The sequence below is a fragment of the Limnohabitans sp. 15K genome (genome assembly GCF_002778285.1).
In the GTDB taxonomy this organism is placed as follows: Bacteria; Pseudomonadota; Gammaproteobacteria; order Burkholderiales; family Burkholderiaceae_C; genus Limnohabitans_A.
The window spans coordinates 1-25,283 of the sequence record NZ_NESM01000001.1; the positions used below are offsets into that span (position 1 = coordinate 1).

Consider the following 25,283-nt stretch of genomic DNA (forward strand, 5'->3'; position numbering starts at 1 on the left):
CAAAGTTCCCACGTTGATCACTCCCGGCCACCCTTGCTCAAAAAATGAGCAGGATAGGCCAATGAAGTGGCTCAAATTTGGATGCAAATTCCTCTCAAAGTGGCTCAGTTTTTAAGGCCAATCAACATTCAACGGTCATTTCAGCGTGGGCCAGATTCACGGTTTTTCGCACACAGTCCATGAAGCTTTTCAAGGCAGGTGTCAAAGGATTGTGGCGATTCCATGTCATGCCGATAGGCCGTTGGGGATCTGGAAGGCTCAAAGGCAGTTGAGCCAAAACCCCTGCGTTGATGTAGTGTTGTGCAACCACTTCGGACAGCAAGCCGATGGCTTGAGAGTGCTGCACATAACCGGTGATGACATGAATGGACAAGGTCTCCAAATGATCAGAGGGCAAACTACCGCCGTTTTGTTGCAAGGCGTTTTCAAGGGGTTCACGCGAAAGTGACCCGATCGGGGGCAGCACCCAAGGGTAGTCTGCAAGGTCAGACCAAATGAGCCCATGCTTGTGAATCAAGGGATGACCTTTAGCCACCACCATCACGTTTTTACCCTCGTAAAGCATCTCTTCAGCCAAATCGTCTTGACCCCTGCGGTTGACCAAGCGACCCACCACCAAATCCAAGGTTCCTCGGCGCAGCTCGGGCAAGAGGGAATCCATGGCACCTTCTTGCACGATCACACTGGTCAAAGGCGTTTGTTGCTTCAAGAGAATCAAGGCTTGAGGCAACAAACTCGGTGTCATGGCAGGCAAGGCTCCTACATGCACTTTGCCTGACGCCCCTGATTGCAATGCATGAAGTTCGTGCCGCATCTGCGTCAAGTTGCCCAAAATGAGCCGCGCATGCTGGATGAGACTTTCTCCATAGGCATTGGGCACCACACCCTTGGGCGTTCGGTCAAACAGTTTGAAACCAAGCCCTTTTTCAAGTTCCCCCAAGGCCAAAGAGACCGCAGGTTGGGAAACATGCAGGCTTTGTGCGACCCTTCCCAAATGTCGCAAATCATCCAGCGCCACCATCATTTGCAAATGACGGGGTTTCAGGTTGGCACGGATAAACCAATCCAGTTGAGACATGGGCGTTCCAGCGTTTTTTCATAAGTAAAAGCTTATGTTAATCCCAATTTATTTGAGTTACATACTTATGAAGATTGACGCATGATCCAAACTTTAAAAAGTTACTTTGACCATGAACCAACTAGCTGCTGACACCGCATTCCATTTGCCCATCGTTGATTTGCACAGCCATGTGATTGCGGACGATGCCGCCCGTTACCCCCTGGCCCCCATGGGGGGTAAGCAGTCCGATTGGTCCAAAGAACGACCGGTCAATGACACCGACATGTTGACGGCCATGAAGCAAGCGGGTGTCGCCAAGTCAGTGTTGGTGCAAGCATCCACTTGTTATGGGCACGACAACAGCTATGTGCAAGCCTGCGTCGCAGCGCATCCCGCTACTTTTGCAGGTGTGTTCTCCGTGGACATGATGGCAGACAACGCAATTGACAAAATCCAGCACTGGATCGGCGCGGGCCTCAGTGGTGCGCGTGTTTTCATTGCAGGCCACACGGCGGCAGACCATTCCGTGCGGCTGGATGACCCACGGGCTTTTCATGCGTGGGGCTACATTGAAGAGCAGGGCATCCCTATTTGTGTCCAGTTGCGTGCCGATGGGTTGCCTCAACTGGAAACATTGTTGAAGCAGTTTCCCAAGGCTGTCGTCCTTCTTGACCATTTCGCTCGCCCAGAACTGGAGGGCGGCGCACCCTACGTTGCAGCCAATGCCTTGTTTGCATTGTCTCGATTTGAAAATTTGCATTTCAAGTTCACGACACACAATGTGCGTGAATCAAAGCAAGGTCAATCCACGCAGGCCCAGTTTGCACGCCAGGTGGTCGACACGTTTGGTGCAAAGAGAATTGCATGGGGCTCCAACTTTCCTGCATCTGCCGGCACATTAAAAGACCATTTGACAGAAGCCTTTGAGGCGACTGCAGCCTTAACTGCTCAAGAGCAGGAATGGATTTTTTCCCGCACGGCGCATGCGCTGTATCCGATTTTGGGTACTCTGGCCTGATGGACTGAACCTCGAGAGACGTATGACCACCTTGAAGCTGAAAACCCTGTTGGGCGATTACGACAACACGCGCGCCCTCAAAAGCGGCGTGCTGGTGCCCAAATTGTTCGAGTTTGATTTTGCCGATGTCAAAACCCCCAACCGCGCTTTCAAACGTGTCGTGCGAAATTTGGAGTTTGATGTGGCCGAGTTGGCACTCGTGACTTTTTTGCAAGCCAAGGCTTATGGCAAACCGCTGACACTGATGCCGGCTGTGGTGGGTGCTGGGCGCTTTCAACACCACTGCTTGGTCTACAACGCAGAGCGTCCACGCGTCACGGTCGCGCAATTGCAAGGCAAACGCATTGGTATCCGTGCGCATGCACAAACCACGGTCACTTGGGTGCGGGGCGTGTTGGCCGACGACTATGGCGTGTCATTGCGCGACATCGATTGGGTCACGTTTGAAGACGGCCATCTGGCCGAATTCCCTGACCCACCAGGCTTCATTCGCGCCCCAGAGGGCCGCAGTGCCGTCGACATGTTGTTGGCTGGTGAGTTGGATGCGGCCATCATCGGCACCGACTTGCCTGATGACCCCCGCTTGAAGCCTGTGCTGCCTGACCCTCACGAAGCAGCCAAGGCTTGGAGCACACGCCATCAAATGTTGCCCATCAACCACATGATGGCCATTGATGTGAAACTGTGCCGTGAGAGGCCAGATGTGGTGCGTGAAATCTACAGCGTTTTGCAAGAAAGCAAAGCCATGGCACCGAACAAGTCCAGCGCGATCGATTTAACGCCTTTTGGCATTGAACCCAATCGCCGTGCTTTGGAGGTGTTGATCCGCAATTCGTATGAACAAGGGTTGATTCCACGCGCCTACGCAGTGGATGAGCTCTTTGAAGAATTCACCCGTTTGATTTGAAGCTCCCTGAGTCGTCAAAGAAAATTACTTATGAATGACCAATACATGAACCGCCGAAAACTCATTTTGGCCGCTTTGGCGGCAGCTGCAACGGATACAGCCATGGCACAAGCGGTCGCTGGTGTCAGCCGCATCATTGTTCCCTTTGGTGCGGGCGGTGCCCGGGAAATGCCTGCTCGTGCCATTCAACAAGAGCTTGGGAAAGAGCTGGATCAGAATTGGATCATTGAAGCCAAGCCCGGGGCAGGTGGTGCCATTGGAACAGTGGGTGTGGCCCGATCTGCACCCGATGGCAAAACCCTGTTGATGGCAGCCTCCAGCCATTTTGTGACGGCAGCCATGGGTGCCAGGCCTTTTTACGATCCGGTCAAAGAGTTCATCCCTGTGGCCAACATTGGCAACCAAAGCTACATCTTGATGGTCAATGCCAATCTACCCGTCAAGACAGCGGCAGATTTTGTACGTTATGCCAAAGCCAACCAGGGTGCCTTGAATTACAACTCGGCCGGTGTGGGCAGCTCGACGCATTTGGCCATGGCCTACTTTGCCAAGTTCGCGGGTTTAGACATGCAGCATGTGCCTTACAAAGGCACACAAGAGGCTGTAACCGATGTCATGGGCGGGCGAGGGCACGCCGTGATCGTGCCGACCGCAGGTATTGGCGTCTACCTGCAAGAGTCTCGTTTAAGGGTCATTGGCTTGACTGCAAACAAGCGCTCGACTTTGTTGCCCAACATCCCAACCCTGACGGAATCAGGCGTACCCGGTTTCACTTTTGAATCTTGGTTCGGCTTGCTGGCGCCCGCTGGAACGCCAGCAGCCGTGGTTGAAAAAATCAACTCTGCCGTGAACAAAGTCATTGCCATCAAAGAGGTTCGGGACCGCTTGAACCAATTGGGCATCGATTCGGGCTACCTCAACGTAGAAGGTTTTAACAAACTTTTCTTGGCGGACCGAGAGCTGATGAACCGGATTGTGAAAGAGTCAGGCATCACTCGGGATTGAGTAAAAGGATCTTCGTTACAAAGGACCGGTGCCAGCCAAGGCACTGGTCCATCCGTCGCGCCAAGACTCAGTCGGCATAACCCGGGTTCACCCGGTCAATCACCCGCATCATGGCTTCAAAAAACAGGCGCTCGCGTTCGCTTCGGGGGTGGCGGTCTTGCGGGCTGGGGTATTTGATGCGCTGGATCACGGATTCGGTCAGCACGTTCAGGGGCTGCCCAGTGCCCATGGCCAGCACTTGGGTGCGGCAGGCTTTTTCGAGTTTGTAGAGCCTGCGGTAGGCTTGCGCCACGGTGTCACCAATCGTCATCACGCCGTGGTTTTTCATGAAGAGGACCGTCTTGCCGCCAGTCATCAGCTGCGACAAGCGCTCACCCTCCGACAATTCTGCGGCCAGCCCGGTGTAGTGGTCATCGTAGGCGATGGCGCCATCAAAGAATGCCGCAGTTTGGGTGGCGGGCAGCAAACGGTTGGCTTTGAGCATGTTCAACGCCAGTGCCCAGGGCTGGTGGGTGTGCAGCACCACTTTCGCTCCGGTCAGGCGGTGCACCGGGGCGTGGATGGACTGCGCTGACAGTTCCACCACGCCATTGCCTTCCAGTGTTTCACCCGCTTCGTTGAAAACCATCATGGTGCTTGCTTTGGCTTCGGACCAGTGGACGCCAAAAGGCGAGATCAGGTATTGGTCTTCACGACCCGGCACGACGACAGTGAAATGGTTGTCGATGCCTTCGTCAAAATCGTGCATCACCGCCATGCGCAAAGCGGCGGCCAAGTGCACCTTGGCTTGCCAAACGGGGTCTTCATCCTTGTGTGATGGGGCTGGCGCTGCGTTAGATGCGGGCAACATGGGGAGTCTTTCGATGGTTGAACTTGCATGCACTCTATGCAGGTGCCGCCTGCTGAGCTGTCACTTTTGCGGCACGGAGACAGGCTCTGAACAGCCGCTCAATGCGCCCCGAGGTAACACTCCTCTGCGCGCTCCACTTCATCACCTTCTTCGCTGCACAGCGCGGCGATCAAGGCATGGTCCACCACCTGACCGGGCAGCAACAGTTCTTCATTCGTCCAGCGCTTGACCAAGTGGCCATTGGCAACGCCTCCCGTGTGTGCGGTTTGGTAGGCGCGGCGGTGTTGCAGGGTCACACCACTGTTGGCATTGGCGATGAAGCGGCTTTCGCCCAAGGCCCAAGGTTCAAAGTAGGCATTGGCTGCGGCATCCACTTGGCGAAAGTAGCTACGAGCGCCTTCGGCGTTGAGTTTTTTGCGCACGGTGCGGGTGATAAGGCCTTGCAAGTGCTCAAGCGCTTCATAGTCCATCTGCTGGATGGTGGCGAGGCTCATGTCAAGTTCTGCCAGCGCAGCCGTGGCAGCCAACTCGGCGGGCAACACTTGCACCATGGCTTTGACCACATCGTGGTGCGGCGCCACAGCGGTGGCCACACCACGGGTTTGCGGCTGTATGGGGCAGCGAATCTCCACAATGCGCGGTTTAACGGGGCCTGTGCAGCCGTCGTGGTGGTAGTACTCGCCTTGGCTCAGACGCCCTTTGCTGGAGCGCCCACGCACATCACGGTAGGTGGGGTGTTGGGTGTGCGAATTCAGGCAGATGACCAAGCCTGTGGCATCGACCAATTTGTAAAACGCCTCGCGCCACTCGGGCAAGAGCAATTTGTCGTGCAGGTAGTCGCTGAGCTCTGTGCCTTCACGTCCGACTTCACCTTCAATCACCAACACAAAGGGCTTGGGGCGACGCACGCGCCAGAAAGCGTTGGCAAACTCCAGCACCGAGCTTGCGGAGTGTGAGTGAGTCGCGTCGTTGGGGACCGTGTTTTCGGACATGTTGCAGGTTCAGGTGGGTCGTGCTGGAACAGCCAGCTTGAAGCATTACCGATTTTAGGGGGCTTGGCGTGCAAGGCCATCATCACGTCCGCGTGCAGAGGGCGTCGGTTTTCTCTTGGGCCAGCGCTGTATTGCGAAGTCCCCCACAAGACATGGCATTCTTGATGGATGGCAAATCTGTCGACACACTGAACGGACCGACCCAGCTTGAACATGGAAATTTGACATGCTGTTTACCTTCATCCTGATCGACAAACCCAACCACGCAGAGATGCGCCAGCGTGTGCGCCCTGAACACAAGGCCTATTTGGCCGCTGCGGCCGACCGCATGGCCATTGCGGGGCCATTCACCCACGACGACGGCCAAACCATGCTGGGCAGTTTGTTGGTAATCGACTTCCCCAGCCGTGATGCCGCGCACGCCTGGCTGGCGGAGGAGCCTTTCACCAAAGCGGGTTTGTACGGCAGCACCACGGTTCACGCGTTCGTGAATCTGTGGCCCCAAAAAGTCGGCTTTCCGCCCGCAGTCTGAGGTGATTTCCATGAACAACGCCATCCATGACGAACCCTTGATCCAGCAAACCGTCGAAAACTGGGCCGTGCGTCGAAGGCTTATCTTGCGTGCTTTGCCTGCTGCCAGTCTGGTTGCCATGGCACCTGCAACATGGGGGCAGGCCGCTTACCCCAACCGTGCACTTCGGGTCATCGTGCCTCAGCCGGCCGGTGGTGGTTTTGACTTTGTAGCCCGTGCACTGGCCGAGCGCTTGGGCAGATCTTTAGGACAAAGCATCGTGGTGGAAAACAAACCCGGCTCGGGCACATTGGTGGGCACCGACGCTGCAGCTAAAGCCGACCCAGATGGCTACACACTGCTTGTGGGCTCAGTCTCCAACATGGCACTGAACATGGGGCTTTACGACAAGCCGTCCTATGACAGCTTAAGAGATTTCGAAGCTGTGGGTTTGGCTGTCAGTTACGGTTACACCCTGATGTCCCGAAAGGATCTGCCCTTCAACTCATTGAAAGACGTGGTGACTTATGCCAAGGTTAACCCTGGCAAGCTGAACTATGCCTCTGCAGGTAATGGCTCAGGCCAACACGTGCTGGCCGCAGCCCTTTGGCATTTGGCGGGTGTCAACCTCATTCATGTCCCTTACCGAGGTGCCCAAGCGGCTTATCAGGATTTGCTAGGCGCTCGTGTGGACCTTTTCTTCGATCTCTCTTCGACGGCCAGGGTGCAGGTCAATGCAGGAACTGTTAAGCCTCTGGCGGTATCAAGTACCGAGCGCAATCCCATGCACCCAGATGTGCCAACCATTTTGGAAAGCGGGGTAGCACAACTGGATCTGGAGTCATGGTTTGGCTATTTCGTGCCTAAGAAGACACCGATGGATGTGCAAGAGCGCTTGCGCATCGAGTTGGCCAAAGTGATGGCTCAAGCCGACTTGCAAGACACCTTCCGCAAAGCAGGCGGCAAGCCTTTGGCATTGAACCCCGAACAAACCAGAGCGCTGGTTCGCCGTGATGTGGAGCGCTGGACCAAGCTTGTCCGAGAAATCGGCATCAAAGCAGAATAAGTTTGGTCTGTGGCGACAAATACTTGCATTTCTAAATGCATTTCCTGTGTGAGGCTTGGTCGGACCTTCTCAAGGTTTACTGACGGTTTTCAAATTTTCAAGGCTTCCCAAACCCGAATGGCCGCATACGCGTCGTTGGCGGCGTAAACCAGTTGTGCCTCGCTCAAGTGGACGTTGGCCCAGTTGCTGGTGGCGGCTTTTTTGGACTTGATAAAGCGCTGATTGAACAGCACCGCCACCGCACCTTTGACGCCCATGTCTTTGCGGTAACCACGTTGGTGGAACACCGTGTTGAGTTCCAGAATGCCTTGGGGCTCAATGCCCAGCTTGTGGATGATGCGTTTGCGGTCATCGCCCAGACCAAAACCGGCTTTGGCAATGCCGCCCAAAGCCAGCAACTTGGCCGCCACAGCCCGGCAATCGGTGTCGTGAAGCTGGAAAACCCAAGCGCGCTCGGCTGTAGACAACTGGAGGATGTGCGGTCCGTCAGATTGCTCGCCAACCTTGAAGGTGGGCTTCGACTCGGTGTCAAAACCCCAAGCCCGTGCCTGGGTCAGTTGGTCGTAGGCATGACTGGCCTGTGCGCCTGTGCAGACCAAGGTGATTCGATCCAACCCAAGTCGCTCAAAAGGTGGTAGGAGGGCGATGGCGTCTTTGTCTGGCGTGGGCAGGCGTTCGTTCATGAGGAGGCTTCGTGGTGTCAGGCACGCACTGTAGCGCTTCCCCCGAGCACTTGGGTCAGTACGGCCTGTGCTTGAAGCCCGTTGTGACCACGCCAGGCCACGATTTGGTCGGGCCGAATCAAGACCATGGGTGCTTCGTAGAGCGCCAAAATTTCGCTGCTGGGCTGATGCACCACTTTCAAATCCACGCCCATAGACATGGCCACGCTTTCAAACGCGCTGGTGTCGGCACGGTCGGGGCCCAACACCAGCAAGGTCCATTCGGTGTGGAAAGTGTCAAACAGCGATCGGCAGTCGGGCAGCCAAGCGTGGGGTGGCCTGCCTCCCGGTGTGGCGCAAGGGGTGTAGCTGTTGGCGGAATCGGGCGGGGCCGTGGTGCCGTCACCCACGATGAGGGGGCTGCCGTCGTAGCGCCCGCCAAAGGTCACGCCGGGGATGTTGAACTCGCGGCGCACATGGCCATTCAAGTAGTCCGAGGCCACAGCGCGGGCTTGCTCGCCTTGTGGGCTGGAATCTTCGAGCTCGGGTGCGGCTTCAAAGAGGCCAATGGAGTCGGCAAACTGACGTGCGTAGCCCGTGTTGCGTACGGCCAGCGCATGGCGCTCGAGGTGGTAACTGTCCAGCAAGGCTGGAGGGGCCTGGCCCTTGAGCACACTGGCGAGCTTCCAGCTGAGGTTGACCGCGTCTTCGACAGCGGTGTTGTAACCCAAGCCGCCCGTGGGGGTGAACAGGTGCGCTGCATCGCCGCCCAAAAACACGCGGCCGTGTTGGAAGGACTCAACCACCAGAGCGTGGCCTGCCATCCAGGTGGCCATCGACAGGATCTCGATGTCGATGGGCTGCCCGAAGGCTTGCGCAAACAAGCGCCGCGCATCGGCTTCGGTCAGCGCTTCGGTGGCCGCGTCGTCGGCCATTTGGATGTGGAAGGCGAACTCGCTCACGCCGTCCACCGACATGATGAAGGCGCGCAACTCGGGGTTGACCACCACGTACATCCAAGCGCGGTCGTTGGGGTTGCGGGCATAAAAGTCGGGGGCCTTGAGGTAGACCGCCAACATTTTGCCGCCCATGAACTTGCGCTTGAAGCCCGTGGCTCCGCCCCAGGTGATGCCCAACTGATGGCGCACCATGCTGCGCGCCCCGTCGGCACCCACCATGTAGTCGGCTTTCACGTTCAGGGTTTGCCCATCGTTGACCGAGGCCACAACGGCCTCGATGCCGACGCCCGTGTCGGTGAACTCCTGCAACTGCCAGCCGTAGCGCATCTCAACGCTGGCTTGCTGCTGCGCATGTCGGTGTAGGCAGACCTCGACGTATTTTTGCGAGACCCGGTGCGGCAGCTCGGCCGCGCTCCACGAGCCTGACATGTTCTTGATGGCCTGCGGCGCAGCAGCGGCTGTGGGCAGGCGCAGACGGGCCAGTTCGGTGCCTGTAAAACGTGTCAGGTAAGTGATGTCTGTCGGATGGTCAGCCGGCAGGCCCATGCTGCGGATCTCGTGCGCAAAGCCCAAACGGCGGAAATGCTCCATGGTTCGCGCCTGCGTGGCGTTGGCCTGCGGGTTGAAGGCAGTGCCGGGTTTGGCATCGACCAACAGGCACGAGATGTTGCGCCGCCCTAGCTCGTTGGCCAGCATGAGTCCGAAGGGACCACCGCCCACAATGAGCACTTGGACGGTCAGTGAATTCGCCATGTATACGGTGCTTTCAGGAGGGCGCGTTGTACTTCAGTTCTCGCGTGCCAGCCGGATTGGCAGGTCCACGCTCAGGTAATGGTCGGGCAGACCCATGCGCTGGGCCGTGGCGGCGTCGGACGCGGGTGTGAACGGGCGAACCAGCGAGGCGCGCACGCCAAACACGGCATCGTTGTTCACCCAGGGGTCGGCTTCGTCAAAGACCTCGGTGATCAGGCTGCGGTGGCCGGGTGCTTCGACAATGATGTGGAAGTGCGCCGGACGCCAGGCGTCGCGGTGCGACACGCGCAGCAACTCGCCCACCGGGCCATCCGTGGGCACCAAGTAGGGGCGAGGGCGGATGGTGGCCAGCTCAAAGGAACCATCGGCCTGGACTTTGACTTGGCAGCGAAGGTTGTCCTGGGGCTGGGTGTCGTCGATTTGCCAGTACATGCCGTTGTCGGCGTTTTGCCAGAAGTCGATCGTGGCGTTGCCTAGAGGCTGGCCTTCGGTGTTGGTCACGCGGCCCTGAATCAGGACAGGTTCGCCAGCGTTGTCACGGATCAAGTTGCTGCCGTTGTCCACCCATGGCGAGCCCCGGGTGTGAAAAGGTCCGAGCACGCTGCCTTCGGTGGCGCCGGGCCTTGCAGCCAAAAGATCCACCAGCGAGGACAAACCCAACACGTCAGAGAGCAGAGTGAATTCGCTGCGCGAGGGTGTGCTGATGTCGGCCATGCGGTGCAGAAAAGCAATGCCTTCGCGCCACTCTTCGTGGCTCAGACCGGTTTCAGTGGCAAAAGCGTGCAGGTGGTGCACCAGTCGGTTGACCAAGTGACGTTGGCGTTCATCGTCGATGTGGGCAAAACTGCTTTTGACGGTCTCGCTCAGGTTGTCGCGTGTGATGTTTTTCATGGAAATTTTCGTCAGGATGCTGCGGTTGGGATCAGTCCACTTTGGCGCCAGTCTGCTGTACGACCTGACCCCATTTTTTGGCTTCGGCAGCGATGTAGGCGTCCAAAGTGACACGGTCCATGCGCACGGTTTCAAGTGATTGCGCCGCAAAGCCTTCGTTCAAGGCTTTGTTTTGCAAGATCTTGTTGACCTCGGTGTTGAGACGGTCAAGCACTTCACGCGGTGTACCCGCGGGGGCCAACATGGCGAACCAGGTGTTGGCTTCAAAGCCAGGGTAGCCCAATTCGGCCACGGTGGGCACATCGGGCAGGGCGCTGCTGCGCTTGCTGCTGGTCACGGCCAAGGGCCGCACTTTGCCCGCTTTGGCCAGTTGCACCACGGGTGGGATGGAAGTGGAGCCCACCGGCACCTGGCCGCTGACCACGGCGTTGGCCGCCGAGGCTGGGGCGTGAGGGACGTGCAGGATGTCGACTTTGGCCAAATTGCGGAACAGCAACTCGGCCCCAAGGTGGGTGGTGGTGCCATTGCCCGAAGAAGCGTAGCTGAGCTTTTCGGTCGGGGCCAGCGTCAGCAACTCCTTCAGGTTGTTGGCCTTGACCGAGGGGTGCACATAGATGATGTTGGGCGAGACGGCGGCCATGGCCACGCCTGTCAGTTCTTTGCCGACGTCGTAACCGGCCTTGCTGTAGAGCGATGGATTGACCGAGTAGGCCACGCTGTGCATGAGGAAGGTGTAGCCGTCAGGGGCCGAGCGCGCCACGGCTTGCGTGCCGATGTTGCCGCCAGCACCTGGGCGGTTTTCGATCACCACCGGCTGGCCCATGGCCTCTGACAATGGTTGCCCCAGAGCTCGGGCCACGATGTCGGTAGAACTTCCGGGCGGGAAGGCCACCACGATCTTGATCGGTTTGTCTGGGTAGGCGGCCTGTGCAGCACCGAGTGCCAAAAACAGTCCTGCGACACAGCATTTGATCGTCTTCATCACGGTACGTCTCCTTCGCAAATCATCGGTTCATGGATGTTAGGGGAGATCACCTGGCGGCCGTGTCACTTGTGCTGCTAGGGTTGACCCCAGCCATTCATACCGATGACTTGGGCCGTGTCTTTTTGGGCTTGACTGTGGCTTCTTTGCGCACGGCCCGTTCTGCATCTGCTTTTTTACCTTCTGCCAACCAAAGGGCAAACTGCTCAGGTGTTTCCAATGTGATTCTGCCCATTGCTGCGGCTCTGAAGTCATGGATCACCAAGTGAGCGGCCTTGGTCGTGTTGACACGCCCACCACTTTGGATGGCGCCGCGTTGTCGGCCAATGACTTCGAGCAAGGTTTCATCGGTATGGCCGGGAATGTTGTCGATTTTGTAGCGTTCAGCCAGCGCTTGTGGGTAGTGGGGAATCAGGTAATTCAACAATTCCAACGCCACGACTTCTTGATCAAAAGCGTTCACGCCAATGGCCCCGCTGGCCGCCAAGTTGTAGCCACTTTGCTCGACGATGATGCGTGGCCAAAGCACGCCTGGCGTGTCGTAGAGGTAGAAATCATCTTCCAGCGCGATGCGCAATTCTTGTTTGGTCACACCCGCTTCGTCACCGGTCTTGGCCGCACGCTTGCCTTTGAGGGTGTTGATGAGGGTGGATTTGCCCACATTGGGAATACCGCAAATGAGCACCCTCATGGGTTTGACCATGCCACCCCGGTTGGGCGCGAGTTGCCTGCAGGCATCGATGAGTGCCTTGGCGGGCGAGGTGTTGCTGGTGTCAAGGCCCAAAGCACTCACACCGGGCAGGGCGTTGTAATGCGCGAGCCAAAGGGCTGTGCGGCTGGGGTCTGCCAAGTCCTGTTTGCTGAGGATTTTCAGCGCGGGCTTACCTTTGATCAGCTCAGCCAGCATGGGGTTGGCGCTGGAGCCGGGCAAGCGCGCGTCGAGCATTTCAATGACGACATCAATCTCTTTGATGCGCTCCCCAATCGCTTTGCGCGTGAGGTGCATGTGCCCGGGAAACCATTGAATCGCCATAAAAACCGCTGTCAGCAGGGATGTGTGAAAGAGGGTGATTGTCGTTCACTTCGTTTCGCCCAAGAAAAAAGGCAGCTGGGTGATGACCACCCAGGCTGCCTTTTGCAGAAGCAATAGAAAATTACTTCTTCTTGTTAACGGCGGCTTTGAAAGCGGCACCAGCGCTGAAACGTGGCACGGTAGCGGCTGCAATTTTCAGCTTCTCACCTGTGCGTGGGTTTTTGCCAACGCGAGCAGCGCGCTTAGCAGCTTTGAACGTACCGAAACCAATCAGTTGCACGTCTTGTTTTTTGGCAACGGTTTTGGTGATGATGTCCACCAGTGCGCTCACGGCACGGCCTGCAGCGGCTTTGGACATGTCTGTTTCTTTGGCCAATGCCTCAATCAGTTCTGCTTTGTTCAAGATATTTCTCCAAGTGAATAGAACGGCGTGATTCTGCCACGCATCTTTGATAGTTGCATTGCGGTGTCGCTGATTTGGAACAACTTATTCAATAGAACCACAACAGAATCCGGAAGAACCCTGTGTTTGACTTAACATAATATACATCGTACGCACTTAACTGTGAGGACATGTGAGAAAGAAAACGAAAAAACAGCGACTGATACAGAAACAGATGGTGTCTTACCCATCAAGACTTGGCTTTACGGGCCGCCAAGCGAGCCAGACCCGTTTCAATCAACTCCTTGGCGTTTTGTCGATTGCCGCGCACCGCGAAATCAAGCGCAGTCAATCCCAATTGGTTTTTGATGTTCAGATCAGCACCGGCTTGGATCAAAACTTTGACGGATTCGGGACTGCCATACATGGCGGCCATCATCAAAGGCGTGCTGCCGTTGGGCGACTCGGCATCGATGTAGGCGCTGTTTTCCAAAAGAAACTCAACGATAGAAACATGACCGCCCGAAGCCGCGTAATGCAAAGGCGTCCAACCGGTTTTGTTCACGTCAGCATTGTTCTCGACCAACTGCTTCACCAAGGGCAAATAGCCCTTGAGCGCAGCCAGCATCAAAACGCTTTCGTCCTTGTCGTTGCGAACCTCGGTTTTGACCTTGGGCCAACTGGCCAGCAATTGAGCGACCTTGAGCGAGGGCTCGCGCACCGCGATCATCAAACCCGGCATACCTGCGGGATTGACGGTGTTGGGGTCAAAACCGCGCTGCAGCAAGGACTGCACCGTCCTCACATCGTCAAACTGAACGGCTTTGAAAAAGTCTTCGTATGAGCCCGCGAATGAGTACAGGTGAGATGATAAAAAACCAATAAAAACAAGGTACTTTTTAATATATCGAATGTATTGCATGAACTTTTAAACTGCAGTTTTAGCGAAGAGTTTCAAGAAATTTTGCGTGGTCAATTCACCAATCGCCTCTGAAGTACTGCCGCGCAACTCACCCAACAACTTGGCCACCAGGGGTACAAAAGACGGGTTATTGAGCTTGCCGCGATGAGGCACTGGGGCCAAATACGGGCTGTCGGTCTCAATCAACAAGCGGTCATCGGGCACGAATTTGGCCACTTCGCGCAAATCGGCAGCGGTCTTGAAAGTCAAAATGCCCGACAGGGAAATGTAAAAACCCAAATCCAAAGCCGCTCTGGCCACGGCCTGGCTTTCGGTGAAGCAGTGAAAAACCCCGCCCGCGCACCCTGCTCCGCCCGTTTCGCCCTCTTCTTTCAAAATGGCAATCGTGTCGTCTGAAGCTTGGCGTGTGTGGATCACCAGCGGCAAACCCGTCTGGCGAGCTGCACGGATGTGGGTGCGAAAACGCTCGCGCTGCCATTCCATGTCGGCCACGGTGCGCCCGCCTTTGCGTTCGTCCATTTGGTAATAGTCCAAGCCGGTCTCGCCAATGGCCACCACTTTGGGTCGTGCGGCGCCGTCCAGCAGATCTTGCAAACTGGGCTCGCGAACGCCTTCGTTGTCCGGGTGCACACCCACCGTCGCCCACATGTTGTCGTTGGCCATGGCCAAGTTGTACACTTCGTCAAACTTTTCCATGGTGGTGCAAATGACCATGGCTCGGGTCACATGGGCGGCCACCATGGCTTGCTGGATGCTGTCCAGCTGACTCATCAGTTCAGGAAAATTCAAATGGCAATGGGAATCGGTGTACATGGCTCAGCCCTTGGACAGCAGGGTTTGTTGGGCATCGGCGGTCAGCGCTTCCAGCATCAGACCGGCATTAAAGGGGTGCTCGGCAGTTCGCGCCGATTGCATCAAGCGCTTGAACCAATCGGTCAACACCGATACCGACGCTAAAGTCGCTGGCAATTGGGTGGCCTCGAAAAAGCGCGGCACAGCGCCCGACTGGCGCAACACCAAATCATGGCAAAGCTTTTCCAAAGCGTCGATGGCCTGTGCCGGGCTCAAATCGGCCAAGTGACGGGCATCGCCTTGGCGCATGGCCTTGGGCAAAGCAGCCCACCAGTCGGGGGACAAACCGGCTTCGGCTTGGCGCAGCACATCGGTAGGGCGGCCGCCCGCGCTGCGCAGCAAGGCCTGCGCCACGGGCGCGGGCACGCCCTGCCCGCTCAGCCAAGTCAATGCTTCGTCGGCCTCGGGCCACTTCATGGTGTGGGCCAGACAGCGGCTGCGGATGGTGGGCAGCAACATGTGCGCCGCCTCGGTGGCCAGCACAAAACGCACATCGCCCGGCGGCTCTTCGAGGGTTTTGAGCAAGGCGTTGGCTGTGATGGTGTTCATGCGCTCGGCCGGAAACACCAGCACCGCCTTGCCGCGCCCGCGTGCATCGGTGCGCTGCGAAAACTCCACCGCGTCCCGCATCGCATCCACCCGGATCTCTTTGCTGGGCTTGCGGGTTTTCTTGTCGATTTCGTCTTGGGCCTTTTCGGACAAAGGCCAACCCAGCTCGATCATCACGGTCTCGGGCATCAGCACGGCCAAGTCGGCATGGGTGTGCACCGCCACCGCATGGCAGCTCGCGCATTCGCCGCAAGCGCCTTGCGCTGTGGGCTTTTCGCACAACCAAGCCGAGGCCATGGCCAGCGCCAATTCGTATTGACCCAGACCCGACGGACCTTGCAACAACCAAGCGTGACCGCGCTGGGCCAGCAAATCGGTGGCTTGGCGGGCAATCCAGGGGGCGTTCAAAACGGCGCTCATGCAGTGACCTTCTTCAGCCAGTCGCTTACCACGCGGCCCACGTCAGCGCCCACGGCTTCCATGCTTTGGGCGGCGTCGATGCGTGCAAAACGCTCGGGCATTTCGCCCTGGCGTTTGGCATAGCCAGCGCGCACAGCGGCAAAAAAGTTGGCAGGCTGCGATTCAAACTTGTCCGGTACACGGGCCGAAGCCAGGCGCTGCGCAGCGATTTGAGGGTCCAAATCGAACCACACGGTCAGCTCCGGCTGGCGCAAAGTGCCATCGGGCAAGGCCTGCACCATCCGCTCCAGCTGGGCCAACACCTGCCAGTCAAAACCGCGACCACCGCCCTGGTAAGCAAAAGTGGCATCGGTAAAACGGTCGCACAACACCACATCGCCCCGAGCCAGTGCGGGCTCGATCACCTGCACCAAATGCTCACGACGTGCCGCGAACATCAACAGCGCTTCGGTCAGTGCGTCCATGGCCTCGTGCAGCACCAGCTCGCGCAGCTTTTCAGACAAAGGGGTGCCACCAGGCTCGCGTGTGAGCACCACCGCCCTGCCCGCTTCACGGAACAGTTGGGCCACGCGATCGATGTGCGTGGACTTGCCCGCACCGTCGATGCCTTCAAAACTGATGAACAAACCGCGTGTCATGGTGTGTGAAATTGGGAAAACCCGATTGTCGCAGGCTCAGGCCTGCCCTCAATCCTTGGCTGATTTGATGCCGCGCTGGTAACGGTTGACTGCCCGGTTGTGCTCGTCCAGCGAGGCACTGAAGTGGCTGCTGCCGTCGCCTTTGGCCACAAAGTACAGCGCTGGGGTCTTGGCGGGTTGCACTGCCGCCCACAAAGCCGCCTTGCCCGGCATGGCAATCGGCGTGGGGGGCAAGCCAGCACGGGTGTAAGTGTTCCAGGGGTTGTCGGTCTGCAGGTGGATGCGGCGCAGGTTGCCGTCAAAGGCCTCACCCAGGCCATAAATCACCGTCGGGTCGGTTTGCAAGCGCATGCCAATCCGCAGCCGATTGTTGAACACGCCTGAAATCATGGGTCGGTCAGAGCCCTTGCCGGTTTCCTTTTCCACAATGCTCGCCAAAATCAAGACCTCTTCAGCTGATTTGACCGACACGCCCGGTTGACGGGCCTCCCAAGCCTGCTGAACCTGCTTGTCCATGGCCTTCAGGGCCCGCGTCAAAACAGCCAAATCGCTGGAGCCTTTGGCATAAGAATAAGTGTCTGGGTAAAAGCGCCCTTCCGGGGCCACGCCAGGTCGCCCCAGCTGCGCCATCAAGGCGTCGTCGGTCAAGGCCCGGCTGTCGGGTTTGAGGTTTTCAGCCTTGGCCAAGGCCTGGCGCACTTGCCGCCAGTTCCAACCCTCCACAATCGTCACAACACGCAGGCTTTCTTCTCCCCGGACCAGCATGTTGAGCAGGTGCTGAGGCGATGTGCCGGGGGCAATTTCATAGCTTCCGGCGCGCATCTGGCGGGACTGACCCGACAGGCGAAACCAGGCGTACAGCAAGGTGGGCGAAGTCTGTGCCCCCGCATCGGCAACCGCTTGGGCAATGGCTTTGGGCGAAGTGCCGGGCTCAATGGCCAAATCCAGCGCATCTCGGCCGGTGTCCATCGGCTGGGTCACCCACCACAAAGCAGCGCCCACCATCAGCAAGGCGGCCACCATCAGGCTTGTTATTAACTTCATCAAGCCTTTGAGCACGGCCATGTCCTTATTCAGGTGTTGAAAACGTTCAGGGGATGATAATTCACGCCTTGCCAGAAGACAGAGACGCCCCATGAACACCCCTGCCCAATTCAGCCCTCAACGCCAGACCCTTTTAAATGGGGTCAGCCCCCTGCCCCACTTGGGCGTCATTCAGGCCCAAGGGGAGGACGCAGCCAACTTTTTGCACAACCAGCTGAGCAACGATGTGCTGCTCTTGCCTGTCGGCCAATCGCGCTTGGGGGTGTTTTGCAATGCCAAGGGACGCATGCAGGCCAGCTTTGTGGTCATCAAAACCGCGCCCGACACGGTGCTGCTGGTCGTGAGCCTCGATTTGCTGGCCCAGACCCTCAAACGGCTGTCCATGTTTGTGTTGCGGGCCAAAGTCAAAATGACGGACGCGACGGGCCAATGGCAGTTGCGCGGATTGCTGGGCAACAGCGCCAAGGCTTTGGTGGGTGATGCCGCACCCTGGCAGACCGTGGCCCAGGACGGGGCGCACACCGTGGCGTTTTATCCTGCCGTGTTGGGCGAGTCCAAAATTCCCCGAGCTTTGTGGATCGCCCCAACGGACCAAGCCCTGCCTGCCGGGGACGAGGTTTCCACCGAAGTTTGGGCATGGACCGAAGTCATGAGCGGCGTGACGCTGGTCACCCAGCCGCTGTTTGAGGCTTTTGTGCCCCAAATGATGAATTACGAATCTGTGGGTGGCGTGAACTTCAAAAAGGGCTGCTACCCCGGCCAGGAAGTGGTGGCCCGCAGCCAATTTCGCGGCACCTTGAAGCGCCGCACGGCGCTCGTGCACAGCCCGTTGGCCCTTGCTGCTGGGCAAGATGTATTCACCCCCACAGACCCTGAGCAGCCCTGCGCCACCGTGGTGCTGAGTGCCGCTCGCCCGGACGGCCATGGCTTTGATGCATTGGTCAGCGGCACCTTGGAGAGCCAGGCAAACGGCTGGCGGGTGGACAGTGCCCAAGGCCAGGCGCTGGAATTGCTGCCGCTGCCTTACGCTTTGCTCGAAGACATCTGACCTGTAGGAGCCCCGCCCTCGGGGCGAATGTCTTGGGGGTGAAAGCACTCCTTCGCGGCGGGGGCGTCGCTCCTACAGAGATGCCATTGGTTTTTTGTGGGGGCGCTGTTCCTACAGGGCACGCACCATCTCGATGTGCGCAATCCCCGCTTCTTCAAAAACAGCCCCATGCGCCTCAAAACCTGAGCGTTTGTAAAAGCCTTCGGCGCTGCATTGGGCGTGGAGAATGACTTGGGTATCACCCCGGTTTTGGGCGGCGTCCATCAGAGAGTGCAACACGCGGCGGCCCAGATCGCTGCCGCGCATCTGCTTTTTCACAGCCATGCGGCCGATGCGGGACACGCCCGGGGCATGCTGAATCAAGCGGCCTGTGGCCAGGGGCATGCCCATGCGGTTCAGGGCCACGGCGTGCAAGGCGGTTTCGTCTTCGTGGTCCCACTCCATCTCGGCGGGCACTTTTTGCTCGTGCACAAACACCTCAGTGCGCAGCGGGCTGGCCAGCTTTTGAAAGTCGTGCCACGAGCCCAGGTGCAACTGCACCATGTCTTCATCGCGCTCAAAGCCTTCGAGCATGTCGCGCAAGGGCGCGGGGATGGGCTGGCTCTTTTTGGCCACAGGGTCGGCGTACACATAGACCAGCTCGCTGGTGATCAGCAGCTCATCACCCCGGAAAATCGCGCCCACAAAAGTCATGGACGAGTTGCCCACGCGTTCGCAGCGCATGCACACCTCCAGAAAATCGTCCATTTCGGCGCTGGCGTGGTACTCGACGCTGGCCTTTTTGACGAATAAATCGCCGCCCAACTGGTGCATGGTCTCCGCATAGGGCATGGCCAGATTTCGCCAATAGTCTGTCACTGCGGTGTCGAAGTACATCAGGTAATGGCCGTTGAAGACGATTTTCTGCATGTCCACCTCGACCCAGCGCACGCGCATGCGGTGAGAAAAACGGAAGTCTTGGCGTTTCATCTTGTTCCTTATGAGAGCTTTCGCGGCGAGGGCGCCGCTCCTACAGAAAAGCGTGTTTCAAGGCCCGGCCTGCATCGGCATGCGCTTGCAGGGCATCGGGAATGGCGCGGCCCATGGTGATGAATCCATGCACAACGCCTTTGTAGATTTCGAGGTCAACGTGCACGCCTGCCATGCGCAGCGTGTCGGCGTAGCGCACGCCTTCGTCCACCAAGGGGTCGCATTCGGCCAAACCGATCCAAGCCGGGGCCAGGCCGCTGTGGTCGGGGGCGTTGCCTGGGGCAAAGCGCCAGTCGTCGCGGTCTGCTGGGTCGATGTAGCCCTTAAAAAACCAGTCGATGGTGGCTTTGTCGAGCATGAAGCCCTCGGCAAAGGTGTGGTGCGAGGCGGTGTCTTGCCGGGCGCCACAGCCCGGGTAAAACAACAATTGCAAAGCCAACTTCAAGCCCGCATCACGCGCCATCAAGGCGCACACGGCGCTGAGCGTACCGCCTGCGCTGTCGCCGCCCACCGCCAAACGGCCGGTGTCAAAGCCCAAAGTCTGCCCGTTTTGGTGCAACCAATTCAGCGCGTCCCAGCTGTCGTGCACGGCGGTCGGAAAGCGGTGCTCGGGTGCCAATCGGTAGTCCAGCGATACCACAGCGCAATGGCCGTGGCGTGAGAGCTGGCGGCACAGCACATCATGGGTGGTGAGGCTGCCCACCGTGAATCCCCCGCCATGGATGTAGAGCAGCACGGGCAAAGCCGTGTCGCTTTGGGGCGCGTACAAACGGGCAGGCATGGCGTGGCCGTCGCGTGCGGGAATGGTGAAGTTGTGCACCCGGTCCACATGCGGCTCAGGCTGCAGGTCGAGCATGGGGCCGCCAATGTCATAAAAAGCACGCGCTTGGGGCCCGGTCATGGCGGCCATGGGTGGGCGGCCTGCGCGCTCAACGCGCTCAATCAGGCTGCGCGTGGCGTCGTTCAAAAGCGAACGGGGGTTGGTGTGGTGGCTGCTCATGGGGCTCTGAAAAGGTCACAGGGTTGTGCGTTCGGTGTTGCCAACGTGACGTGCATCGTGGTCAATCAAGGTGGTCCCACACGATTCCTGCATCAAAATGGACTTTGATCGTACAACGCCCTGCTCGGCGGGTCTGTCACCTGTTGCGCATTCCTTGTTCACCCTTTAGCCACTCAGTTTGGAGTTTTTGCATGTCTTTCATCAATTACGTCACCCAGATCCAGATCGACTTTGGGGCCGTCAAGCTTCTGCAGGCCGAATGTGAGCGCGTGGGCATCCACAAACCGCTGATCGTGACCGATGCGGGAGTGAAAGCTGCGGGCGTGCTGCAAAAAGCGCTCGACGCCCTGCCCGGCTTGCCCGTCACCGTGTTTGACCAAACCCCCTCTAACCCGACTGAGTCGGCCGTGCGCGCCGCAGCGGCCATGTACAAGCAACACGGCTGCGACGGCTTGATCGCCGTGGGCGGTGGCTCGGCGATTGACTGCGCCAAGGGCGTGGCGATTGCCGTCAGCCACGAAGGCCCGCTCAAAACCTACGCCACCATCGAAGGCGGCTCGCTCAAAATCACCGACCGTGTGGCCCCCATCATCGCCGTGCCCACCACCAGCGGCACCGGCAGCGAGGTGGCGCGAGGCGCGATTTTGATCTTGGACGATGGCCGCAAGGTGGGTTTTCACAGCTGGTTCATCGTGCCCAAAGCGGCCATTTGTGACCCCGAACTGACCTTCGGCCTGCCGCCCATGCTCACAGCCGCCACCGGTATGGACGCGGTGGCGCACTGCATGGAAACCTTCATGGCCGCGCCCTTCAACCCGCCCGCCGACGGCATCGCGCTGGACGGCTTGGCCCGTGGCTGGGCACACATCGAGCGCGCCACCACCCACGGCCAAGACCGTGAAGCGCGCCTGAACATGATGAGCGCCAGCATGCAAGGCGCCATGGCCTTCCAAAAAGGCTTGGGTTGCGTGCACTCGCTCAGCCACAGCCTGGGCGGCGTCAACCCGCGCCTGCACCACGGCACTTTGAACGCCATGTTTTTGCCTGCGGTCGTCAACTTCAACGCCGTGGCCGAAACCGTGCAAAAAGAAAACCGCCTGAACCGCATGGCCCAGGCCATGGGCTTGCAAAGCGGCTCTGACATTCCTGACGCCATCAAAGACATGTGCGCCCGCTTGGGCCTGCCCACAGGGCTGGGGGCCATGGGCGTGACCGAAAGCTTGTTTGATGAGGTGATCACTGGCGCGTTGGCCGACCATTGCCACAAAACCAACCCCCGCATCGCCTCAGCGGACGAATACCGGGACATGCTGCTGACGAGCATGTAAGACTGAGCGAAAGCCTTGATTTGGCAGGCGCTCACCCCTGTGAGCAAATGCCAGCCTGTCAATGTGAGCCTGCTGACCGTGTGGGCGCAGGACGCTTTTTCAAACGGGCTTTGGCCTTCTCGCGTGCCTGTGCTTTGGCCACATGCCCCCGCGCAGCCGCAGCCCACGCCGATTGAGCCCAGCGCACGGCCTCTTCGGATTCGTCAAAAATCACGTCTGGTGCAGACCAGTAAGACAAAGCCACTTGCCTGCCCTTCATGGGGTAGGTGAAAGGTGAAAGGCCCAGCGCCTCAAAATCGTAGCGGTTTTGTTCGTCCACCTTCAGGTACAGCTGCTGGTTCATGACGATGGCGAACATCAGCCCCTCGTGGTAAAGGCCATGGCCACCAAACATACGGCGGGCCGTGACCTCTCCCCACTTTTCAAGGAGTTCCTGCAGGAACCCGATGAACTCGCTCAAAGGCTGCCCCGCCCGTTTTCTGCGTGGTACTTCTGGGCAGTTTCCCAAGCCACTGCTTGAAGATGAGCCGCCACGTCAGCAGGCAGGCCTGCGGTGTACTTGCTGCCGACTGGGTTGATTTTGAACACCGAAGCCAACACCGTGCAGGCCCCCAAATACGTGCCTTGCAAGGTGGGGTGGCGCTTGTCGCCAATGATGAGCGGAATGTCAGGGCGTTTGGCCAGCGAGTTGGCGAACGCCAAACCTGCGGGCACCACCAGAGCGTTGTTGGCCTTGCCCACTTTGGTGTACTCCGCAGCCAGCGGCGTGGTCATGTCAGGCTTGTCGGAATAGGCCCAGGACATGAACAGCACAGGTTCGGCCCCGTGCTTGCGCACGGTGTCGCTGTGCTTCTTGGCAAATTCGTGGAAAACGGATTGCAGCTTCGGGTGGATGGGGCATTGGCTGCAGTCCATCATCATGACCGCATCAAACGGCTTATCGAAGGTGTTGAAGCGCACCTCGTTGTCGCCCACGAAGGAATAGCTCGACACGCCACCGGGCTTGAAATACGCCTCCATGTCGTGCCAGTTGATGCCCGAACCGCTGATGGTGGCCGACACGTTGCGGGCGCTGCGTTTGGCGTTGTCAGCCGCTCCGGCCATCAATTGGCCCAAGTGGCCGTGCATCGAGTTGTTGTAATAAAAGAAGCTGTTGCCCACCCAAAGCATGCTGCTGATCTGGCCCGGTGCGGCGGCTTTTTTGGCCTCTGGGGCGGCAGGTGCCTGGCCCGTGGTGCCGCAAGCGGCCAGACCCACGGCGATCAGCAAAAACGCAGCGGGGCGAACGATGTGACGCATCCAGTTCATGAAAAATCCTTGGTGTTGAAATGACAAAACACACTTTGCCCCAAGGCCAGGAAAGGGTCAGTCACCTGCGTGCGGGTGGCTGTGGTCAGGCATCTTGGCCCCCACATGCAACTCACCCCTCGCCTCGGCCAGCTCCACCTGACGCTGGCGCTCGGCCAGCTTTTCTTTTTGCTCAGGCGTGCGCTGGTCGTGGCAGTGAGCGCAGCTCACGCCCAACACGTAATGCGGGGATTGCTTGTCTTGCGCGCTCAGAGGCCAGCGGCACGAGCGGCACAGCTCATGGTGGCCCAAACCCAGGCCGTGGCCCACGCTCACACGCTCGTCGAACACAAAGCAATCGCCTTCCCAAGTGCTTTGCTCGGGCGGGATTTCTTCGAGGTACTTGAGGATGCCGCCTTCGAGGTGGTAGACCTCGTCAAAGCCGCGCATTTTCATGAGTGCGGTGGATTTTTCGCAGCGGATGCCGCCTGTGCAGAACATGGCGACCTTCGGTTTTTTGGACGCGTCCGTTTTCAGGTTCTCCTGCGCGTCCAGCCAAGCGGGCAACTGCACAAAGGTCTTGATGTTCGGGTTGATCGCGCCCTTGAAGGTGCCAATGGCCACTTCGTAGTCGTTGCGCGTGTCAATCACCACCACATCCGGGTCGGCCAGCAAGGCGTTCCAGTCGGCGGGCTTGACGTATTGGCCCACGGTTTTATTTGGGTCCAGCTCGGGCACGCGCAAAGTCACGATCTCTTTCTTAAGCTTGACCTTCATACGGGTGAACGGCGGCTTGGGGCTCCACGACTCCTTGTGCGGCAAGCTGGCCAGGCGCGGGTCGGCATGCAAAAACGCCAGCACAGCGCGGATGCCGTTTTCTGGCCCGGCAATCGTGCCGTTGATCCCCTCATGCGCCAAAAGCAGCGTGCCTTTGACGTCGTTGGCTTCACAACAGGCTTGCAATGGCGCTTGCAGATCGGCGAAGTCGGGCAGATCGACGAATTTGTAGAGGGCGGCGGTGAGGTAAAGGCTGGGCTCGGACATGGCGTGATTATCCCAGCCTGTTCACAAAGGTTGAATGCGCTCAACGTCAGGCCGAGCAAGCCATTGTGCAAACTCATGTGCCAACTGCTGACTGGCCTGGGTTGCCGCAGACCAGACCTTGACCCGCCCCGCCAAATCGCGGTCGTAGGTCATGAAATCCGTGCGGTCGGGCAATTTGCCGCCCGGCAAAGTTTTGACCCACTCGGGGTTGGGGGCCAGAACGATGGTGTTGCCCAAGAACGCTGTAGCGCCGTGCCGCCACTTGAGCGCTTTGTCGAGCCAGCCAGGCACCACGTTTTGCTGGAAGTGCGGGTACAGCACGATGGAACGGTCAGGGCCCTTTGACGGTGCAGTCCAGTTCAGGTGCAGGTGGTAGTCGGTGATGCCACCGTCCCAATACGCTCCAGCAGGTGCGCCGGGGATGTCGTGCACAGCTTTCAGGGCAAACGGGATCGAGCAACTGGCCTGCAAGGCGGGCATGAAGTTGCCCTCGTTCAAGGCCACCGTTTGGGTGCGAAAGTCTTGTGCGTCAAAAGGCAAGGCCGCGCCTTGCGCGGAAAACACCACCCGCTCCAGCCAGCCGCCCAGTGCTCGGCGACTGACGGCGTTGCTGAGGTAGGCCCCGGCGTAGCCCAGTGGCGTGGCCACGGGGTGCTCGCGGTGCAAGATGTGCCGCCCGCGTGAGGTGACGATGTGCAGGCGGTAACGCGGGTGGTTCAGCGCTTGGTCGATGCGGCCACCGTAAAAGGCTTGCAGGCTTTGGCCAAAGGCCTCGCTCACCTGCTCGGCGGTCACGCGCTTTTGGCCCGGCAGCGGTTCGTAGTGCTGGTGAATGTAGTCGTGCTCCAACCGCTCAAACGCCGCCACGGGGTTGTTCAGGCAGGCGGTGGACATGCGCCACGCGCCAATCGATGCGCCCACCAGGTCCACGGGCTGCTGGCTTTGGGCCAGCCACTCGCCGAAAATGAAGCGGTCCAAGGGGCCAAGAATCAACCCTTTGGGCCCCCCGGCGGCTGCAGGTATGACACCTATGTGCTCAGGCCGCAGTCCGTGTTCACGGATGTGGGCCAGCGCCTTGGGGCCTGCATGGATGTGGAGGGCTTGCATGGGT

General features: G+C 58.7%; 27 protein-coding genes. 7 read left to right on the plus strand and 20 right to left on the minus strand.

Annotated features, from left to right (window positions below):
- Nucleotides 1–121 precede the first annotated feature (121 nt).
- On the minus strand, nt 122–1,078 hold the full coding sequence (locus tag B9Z40_RS00005) for a LysR substrate-binding domain-containing protein (RefSeq protein ID WP_100171304.1): 957 nt from the start codon (nt 1,076–1,078) through the stop codon (nt 122–124).
- Nucleotides 1,079–1,190: 112 nt separating this feature from the next.
- On the opposite strand from B9Z40_RS00005, the gene B9Z40_RS00010 reads away from it, so the two are divergent.
- From B9Z40_RS00010 to B9Z40_RS00020, 3 genes are read left to right on the plus strand one after another with little or no spacing between them, the layout of a single operon-like run.
- Entirely contained in the window at nt 1,191–2,078 is an 888-nt protein-coding gene (locus B9Z40_RS00010; RefSeq protein WP_100171305.1) for an amidohydrolase, read from the plus strand.
- Nucleotides 2,079–2,100: 22 nt separating this feature from the next.
- Nucleotides 2,101–2,985, plus strand: a complete 885-nt coding sequence (locus tag B9Z40_RS00015; protein WP_100171306.1) for a phosphate ABC transporter substrate-binding protein — start codon at nt 2,101–2,103, stop codon at nt 2,983–2,985.
- Between the two features lie 30 nt (nt 2,986–3,015).
- Entirely contained in the window at nt 3,016–3,990 is a 975-nt protein-coding gene (locus B9Z40_RS00020; RefSeq protein WP_100171307.1) for a tripartite tricarboxylate transporter substrate binding protein, read from the plus strand.
- Between the two features lie 67 nt (nt 3,991–4,057).
- Here B9Z40_RS00020 and B9Z40_RS00025 read toward each other — a convergent pair whose 3' ends face one another.
- Together B9Z40_RS00025 and B9Z40_RS00030 are read right to left on the minus strand one after the other, a co-directional pair.
- Nucleotides 4,058–4,840: a class II aldolase/adducin family protein gene (locus B9Z40_RS00025; RefSeq protein WP_100171308.1), complete on the minus strand. Its 783-nt coding sequence runs from the start codon at nt 4,838–4,840 to the stop codon at nt 4,058–4,060.
- Nucleotides 4,841–4,938: 98 nt separating this feature from the next.
- Nucleotides 4,939–5,832: a hypothetical protein gene (locus B9Z40_RS00030; RefSeq protein WP_100171309.1), complete on the minus strand. Its 894-nt coding sequence runs from the start codon at nt 5,830–5,832 to the stop codon at nt 4,939–4,941.
- Between the two features lie 226 nt (nt 5,833–6,058).
- Here B9Z40_RS00030 and B9Z40_RS00035 point away from each other — a divergent pair, with 226 nt between their 5' ends.
- Both B9Z40_RS00035 and B9Z40_RS00040 read left to right on the plus strand, forming a co-directional pair.
- Nucleotides 6,059–6,364, plus strand: coding sequence for a YciI family protein (locus B9Z40_RS00035; RefSeq protein ID WP_100171310.1), 306 nt, complete (start codon nt 6,059–6,061; stop codon nt 6,362–6,364).
- Nucleotides 6,365–6,374: 10 nt separating this feature from the next.
- Complete coding sequence (locus B9Z40_RS00040) at nt 6,375–7,409, plus strand: tripartite tricarboxylate transporter substrate binding protein (protein ID WP_100171311.1); 1,035 nt, start codon at nt 6,375–6,377, stop codon at nt 7,407–7,409.
- Between the two features lie 89 nt (nt 7,410–7,498).
- Here the strand turns inward: B9Z40_RS00040 and B9Z40_RS00045 are convergent, their stop codons facing one another.
- The 11 genes from B9Z40_RS00045 to mltG all read right to left on the minus strand — a co-directional run bounded on the left by B9Z40_RS00045 (nt 7,499) and on the right by mltG (nt 17,517).
- Complete coding sequence (locus tag B9Z40_RS00045) at nt 7,499–8,092, minus strand: 3'-5' exonuclease (protein WP_100171312.1); 594 nt, start codon at nt 8,090–8,092, stop codon at nt 7,499–7,501.
- Nucleotides 8,093–8,109: 17 nt separating this feature from the next.
- Nucleotides 8,110–9,783 (minus strand): FAD-dependent oxidoreductase, encoded by a 1,674-nt coding sequence (locus B9Z40_RS00050; RefSeq protein ID WP_100171313.1) that lies wholly within the window; start codon nt 9,781–9,783, stop codon nt 8,110–8,112.
- A gap of 33 nt (nt 9,784–9,816) precedes the next feature.
- Nucleotides 9,817–10,674 carry a dioxygenase gene (locus B9Z40_RS00055; RefSeq protein WP_100171314.1) on the minus strand — a complete coding sequence of 286 codons (858 nt, stop codon included), beginning with the start codon at nt 10,672–10,674 and terminating at the stop codon, nt 9,817–9,819.
- A 31-nt stretch (nt 10,675–10,705) separates the two neighbouring features.
- Nucleotides 10,706–11,656: a tripartite tricarboxylate transporter substrate binding protein gene (locus B9Z40_RS00060; RefSeq protein WP_100171315.1), complete on the minus strand. Its 951-nt coding sequence runs from the start codon at nt 11,654–11,656 to the stop codon at nt 10,706–10,708.
- Nucleotides 11,657–11,753: 97 nt separating this feature from the next.
- Nucleotides 11,754–12,689 (minus strand): ribosome biogenesis GTPase YlqF, encoded by a 936-nt coding sequence (ylqF, locus tag B9Z40_RS00065; RefSeq protein ID WP_100171316.1) that lies wholly within the window; start codon nt 12,687–12,689, stop codon nt 11,754–11,756.
- Between the two features lie 121 nt (nt 12,690–12,810).
- On the minus strand, nt 12,811–13,092 hold the full coding sequence (locus B9Z40_RS00070) for an HU family DNA-binding protein (protein WP_100171317.1): 282 nt from the start codon (nt 13,090–13,092) through the stop codon (nt 12,811–12,813).
- Between the two features lie 229 nt (nt 13,093–13,321).
- Nucleotides 13,322–13,993: an ankyrin repeat domain-containing protein gene (locus tag B9Z40_RS00075; protein WP_100171318.1), complete on the minus strand. Its 672-nt coding sequence runs from the start codon at nt 13,991–13,993 to the stop codon at nt 13,322–13,324.
- Nucleotides 13,994–13,999: 6 nt separating this feature from the next.
- On the minus strand, nt 14,000–14,806 hold the full coding sequence (locus tag B9Z40_RS00080; RefSeq protein ID WP_100171319.1) for a TatD family hydrolase: 807 nt from the start codon (nt 14,804–14,806) through the stop codon (nt 14,000–14,002).
- Nucleotides 14,807–14,809: 3 nt separating this feature from the next.
- Nucleotides 14,810–15,814, minus strand: a complete 1,005-nt coding sequence (locus B9Z40_RS00085) for a DNA polymerase III subunit delta' (protein ID WP_100171320.1) — start codon at nt 15,812–15,814, stop codon at nt 14,810–14,812.
- Nucleotides 15,811–16,452, minus strand: a complete 642-nt coding sequence (gene tmk, locus B9Z40_RS00090) for a dTMP kinase (RefSeq protein WP_100171321.1) — start codon at nt 16,450–16,452, stop codon at nt 15,811–15,813. Before tmk ends, B9Z40_RS00085 begins: the two co-directional genes overlap by 4 nt.
- Nucleotides 16,453–16,500: 48 nt before the next feature.
- A complete protein-coding gene (gene mltG, locus B9Z40_RS00095; RefSeq protein ID WP_233204739.1) occupies nt 16,501–17,517 on the minus strand; it encodes an endolytic transglycosylase MltG in 1,017 nt (338 codons plus the stop codon).
- 70 nt (nt 17,518–17,587) lie between these two features.
- On the opposite strand from mltG, the gene B9Z40_RS00100 reads away from it, so the two are divergent.
- Nucleotides 17,588–18,544 carry a folate-binding protein YgfZ gene (locus tag B9Z40_RS00100; protein ID WP_100171322.1) on the plus strand — a complete coding sequence of 319 codons (957 nt, stop codon included), beginning with the start codon at nt 17,588–17,590 and terminating at the stop codon, nt 18,542–18,544.
- A 111-nt stretch (nt 18,545–18,655) separates the two neighbouring features.
- Here the strand turns inward: B9Z40_RS00100 and B9Z40_RS00105 are convergent, their stop codons facing one another.
- Nucleotides 18,656–19,513 (minus strand): YbgC/FadM family acyl-CoA thioesterase, encoded by an 858-nt coding sequence (locus tag B9Z40_RS00105; RefSeq protein WP_100171323.1) that lies wholly within the window; start codon nt 19,511–19,513, stop codon nt 18,656–18,658.
- 40 nt (nt 19,514–19,553) lie between these two features.
- On the minus strand, nt 19,554–20,513 hold the full coding sequence (locus B9Z40_RS00110) for an alpha/beta hydrolase (protein ID WP_100171324.1): 960 nt from the start codon (nt 20,511–20,513) through the stop codon (nt 19,554–19,556).
- A gap of 191 nt (nt 20,514–20,704) precedes the next feature.
- Between B9Z40_RS00110 and B9Z40_RS00115 the strand changes: the two genes are divergently transcribed.
- The gene (locus tag B9Z40_RS00115; protein ID WP_100171325.1) at nt 20,705–21,841 is read left to right on the plus strand and encodes an iron-containing alcohol dehydrogenase; all 1,137 of its coding nucleotides are present in this window, start codon (nt 20,705–20,707) and stop codon (nt 21,839–21,841) included.
- A gap of 58 nt (nt 21,842–21,899) precedes the next feature.
- Here B9Z40_RS00115 and B9Z40_RS00120 read toward each other — a convergent pair whose 3' ends face one another.
- From B9Z40_RS00120 to B9Z40_RS00135, 4 genes are read right to left on the minus strand one after another with little or no spacing between them, the layout of a single operon-like run.
- Nucleotides 21,900–22,301 carry a TfoX/Sxy family protein gene (locus tag B9Z40_RS00120; RefSeq protein ID WP_100171326.1) on the minus strand — a complete coding sequence of 134 codons (402 nt, stop codon included), beginning with the start codon at nt 22,299–22,301 and terminating at the stop codon, nt 21,900–21,902.
- Nucleotides 22,298–23,149, minus strand: a complete 852-nt coding sequence (locus B9Z40_RS00125) for a hypothetical protein (protein ID WP_233204740.1) — start codon at nt 23,147–23,149, stop codon at nt 22,298–22,300. Before B9Z40_RS00125 ends, B9Z40_RS00120 begins: the two co-directional genes overlap by 4 nt.
- 57 nt (nt 23,150–23,206) lie before the next feature.
- On the minus strand, nt 23,207–24,172 hold the full coding sequence (locus B9Z40_RS00130) for a rhodanese-related sulfurtransferase (RefSeq protein ID WP_100171327.1): 966 nt from the start codon (nt 24,170–24,172) through the stop codon (nt 23,207–23,209).
- 21 nt (nt 24,173–24,193) lie between these two features.
- Complete coding sequence (locus tag B9Z40_RS00135; RefSeq protein WP_100171328.1) at nt 24,194–25,279, minus strand: patatin-like phospholipase family protein; 1,086 nt, start codon at nt 25,277–25,279, stop codon at nt 24,194–24,196.
- Nucleotides 25,280–25,283 lie beyond the last annotated feature (4 nt).

What these genes read in the sequence shown, in the direction of transcription:
- B9Z40_RS00005 (WP_100171304.1), bottom strand. Translation starts at nt 1,078, where the DNA reads ATGTCTCAACTGGATTGGTTTATCCGTGCCAACCTGAAACCCCGTCAT.
- B9Z40_RS00010 (WP_100171305.1), top strand. Translation starts at nt 1,191, where the DNA reads ATGAACCAACTAGCTGCTGACACCGCATTCCATTTGCCCATCGTTGAT.
- B9Z40_RS00015 (WP_100171306.1), top strand. Translation starts at nt 2,101, where the DNA reads ATGACCACCTTGAAGCTGAAAACCCTGTTGGGCGATTACGACAACACG.
- B9Z40_RS00020 (WP_100171307.1), top strand. Translation starts at nt 3,016, where the DNA reads ATGAATGACCAATACATGAACCGCCGAAAACTCATTTTGGCCGCTTTG.
- B9Z40_RS00025 (WP_100171308.1), bottom strand. Translation starts at nt 4,840, where the DNA reads ATGTTGCCCGCATCTAACGCAGCGCCAGCCCCATCACACAAGGATGAA.
- B9Z40_RS00030 (WP_100171309.1), bottom strand. Translation starts at nt 5,832, where the DNA reads ATGTCCGAAAACACGGTCCCCAACGACGCGACTCACTCACACTCCGCA.
- B9Z40_RS00035 (WP_100171310.1), top strand. Translation starts at nt 6,059, where the DNA reads ATGCTGTTTACCTTCATCCTGATCGACAAACCCAACCACGCAGAGATG.
- B9Z40_RS00040 (WP_100171311.1), top strand. Translation starts at nt 6,375, where the DNA reads ATGAACAACGCCATCCATGACGAACCCTTGATCCAGCAAACCGTCGAA.
- B9Z40_RS00045 (WP_100171312.1), bottom strand. Translation starts at nt 8,092, where the DNA reads ATGAACGAACGCCTGCCCACGCCAGACAAAGACGCCATCGCCCTCCTA.
- B9Z40_RS00050 (WP_100171313.1), bottom strand. Translation starts at nt 9,783, where the DNA reads ATGGCGAATTCACTGACCGTCCAAGTGCTCATTGTGGGCGGTGGTCCC.
- B9Z40_RS00055 (WP_100171314.1), bottom strand. Translation starts at nt 10,674, where the DNA reads ATGAAAAACATCACACGCGACAACCTGAGCGAGACCGTCAAAAGCAGT.
- B9Z40_RS00060 (WP_100171315.1), bottom strand. Translation starts at nt 11,656, where the DNA reads ATGAAGACGATCAAATGCTGTGTCGCAGGACTGTTTTTGGCACTCGGT.
- ylqF (WP_100171316.1), bottom strand. Translation starts at nt 12,689, where the DNA reads ATGGCGATTCAATGGTTTCCCGGGCACATGCACCTCACGCGCAAAGCG.
- B9Z40_RS00075 (WP_100171318.1), bottom strand. Translation starts at nt 13,993, where the DNA reads ATGCAATACATTCGATATATTAAAAAGTACCTTGTTTTTATTGGTTTT.
- B9Z40_RS00080 (WP_100171319.1), bottom strand. Translation starts at nt 14,806, where the DNA reads ATGTACACCGATTCCCATTGCCATTTGAATTTTCCTGAACTGATGAGT.
- B9Z40_RS00085 (WP_100171320.1), bottom strand. Translation starts at nt 15,814, where the DNA reads ATGAGCGCCGTTTTGAACGCCCCCTGGATTGCCCGCCAAGCCACCGAT.
- tmk (WP_100171321.1), bottom strand. Translation starts at nt 16,452, where the DNA reads ATGACACGCGGTTTGTTCATCAGTTTTGAAGGCATCGACGGTGCGGGC.
- mltG (WP_233204739.1), bottom strand. Translation starts at nt 17,517, where the DNA reads ATGGCCGTGCTCAAAGGCTTGATGAAGTTAATAACAAGCCTGATGGTG.
- B9Z40_RS00100 (WP_100171322.1), top strand. Translation starts at nt 17,588, where the DNA reads ATGAACACCCCTGCCCAATTCAGCCCTCAACGCCAGACCCTTTTAAAT.
- B9Z40_RS00105 (WP_100171323.1), bottom strand. Translation starts at nt 19,513, where the DNA reads ATGAAACGCCAAGACTTCCGTTTTTCTCACCGCATGCGCGTGCGCTGG.
- B9Z40_RS00110 (WP_100171324.1), bottom strand. Translation starts at nt 20,513, where the DNA reads ATGAGCAGCCACCACACCAACCCCCGTTCGCTTTTGAACGACGCCACG.
- B9Z40_RS00115 (WP_100171325.1), top strand. Translation starts at nt 20,705, where the DNA reads ATGTCTTTCATCAATTACGTCACCCAGATCCAGATCGACTTTGGGGCC.
- B9Z40_RS00125 (WP_233204740.1), bottom strand. Translation starts at nt 23,149, where the DNA reads ATGAACTGGATGCGTCACATCGTTCGCCCCGCTGCGTTTTTGCTGATC.
- B9Z40_RS00130 (WP_100171327.1), bottom strand. Translation starts at nt 24,172, where the DNA reads ATGTCCGAGCCCAGCCTTTACCTCACCGCCGCCCTCTACAAATTCGTC.
- B9Z40_RS00135 (WP_100171328.1), bottom strand. Translation starts at nt 25,279, where the DNA reads ATGCAAGCCCTCCACATCCATGCAGGCCCCAAGGCGCTGGCCCACATC.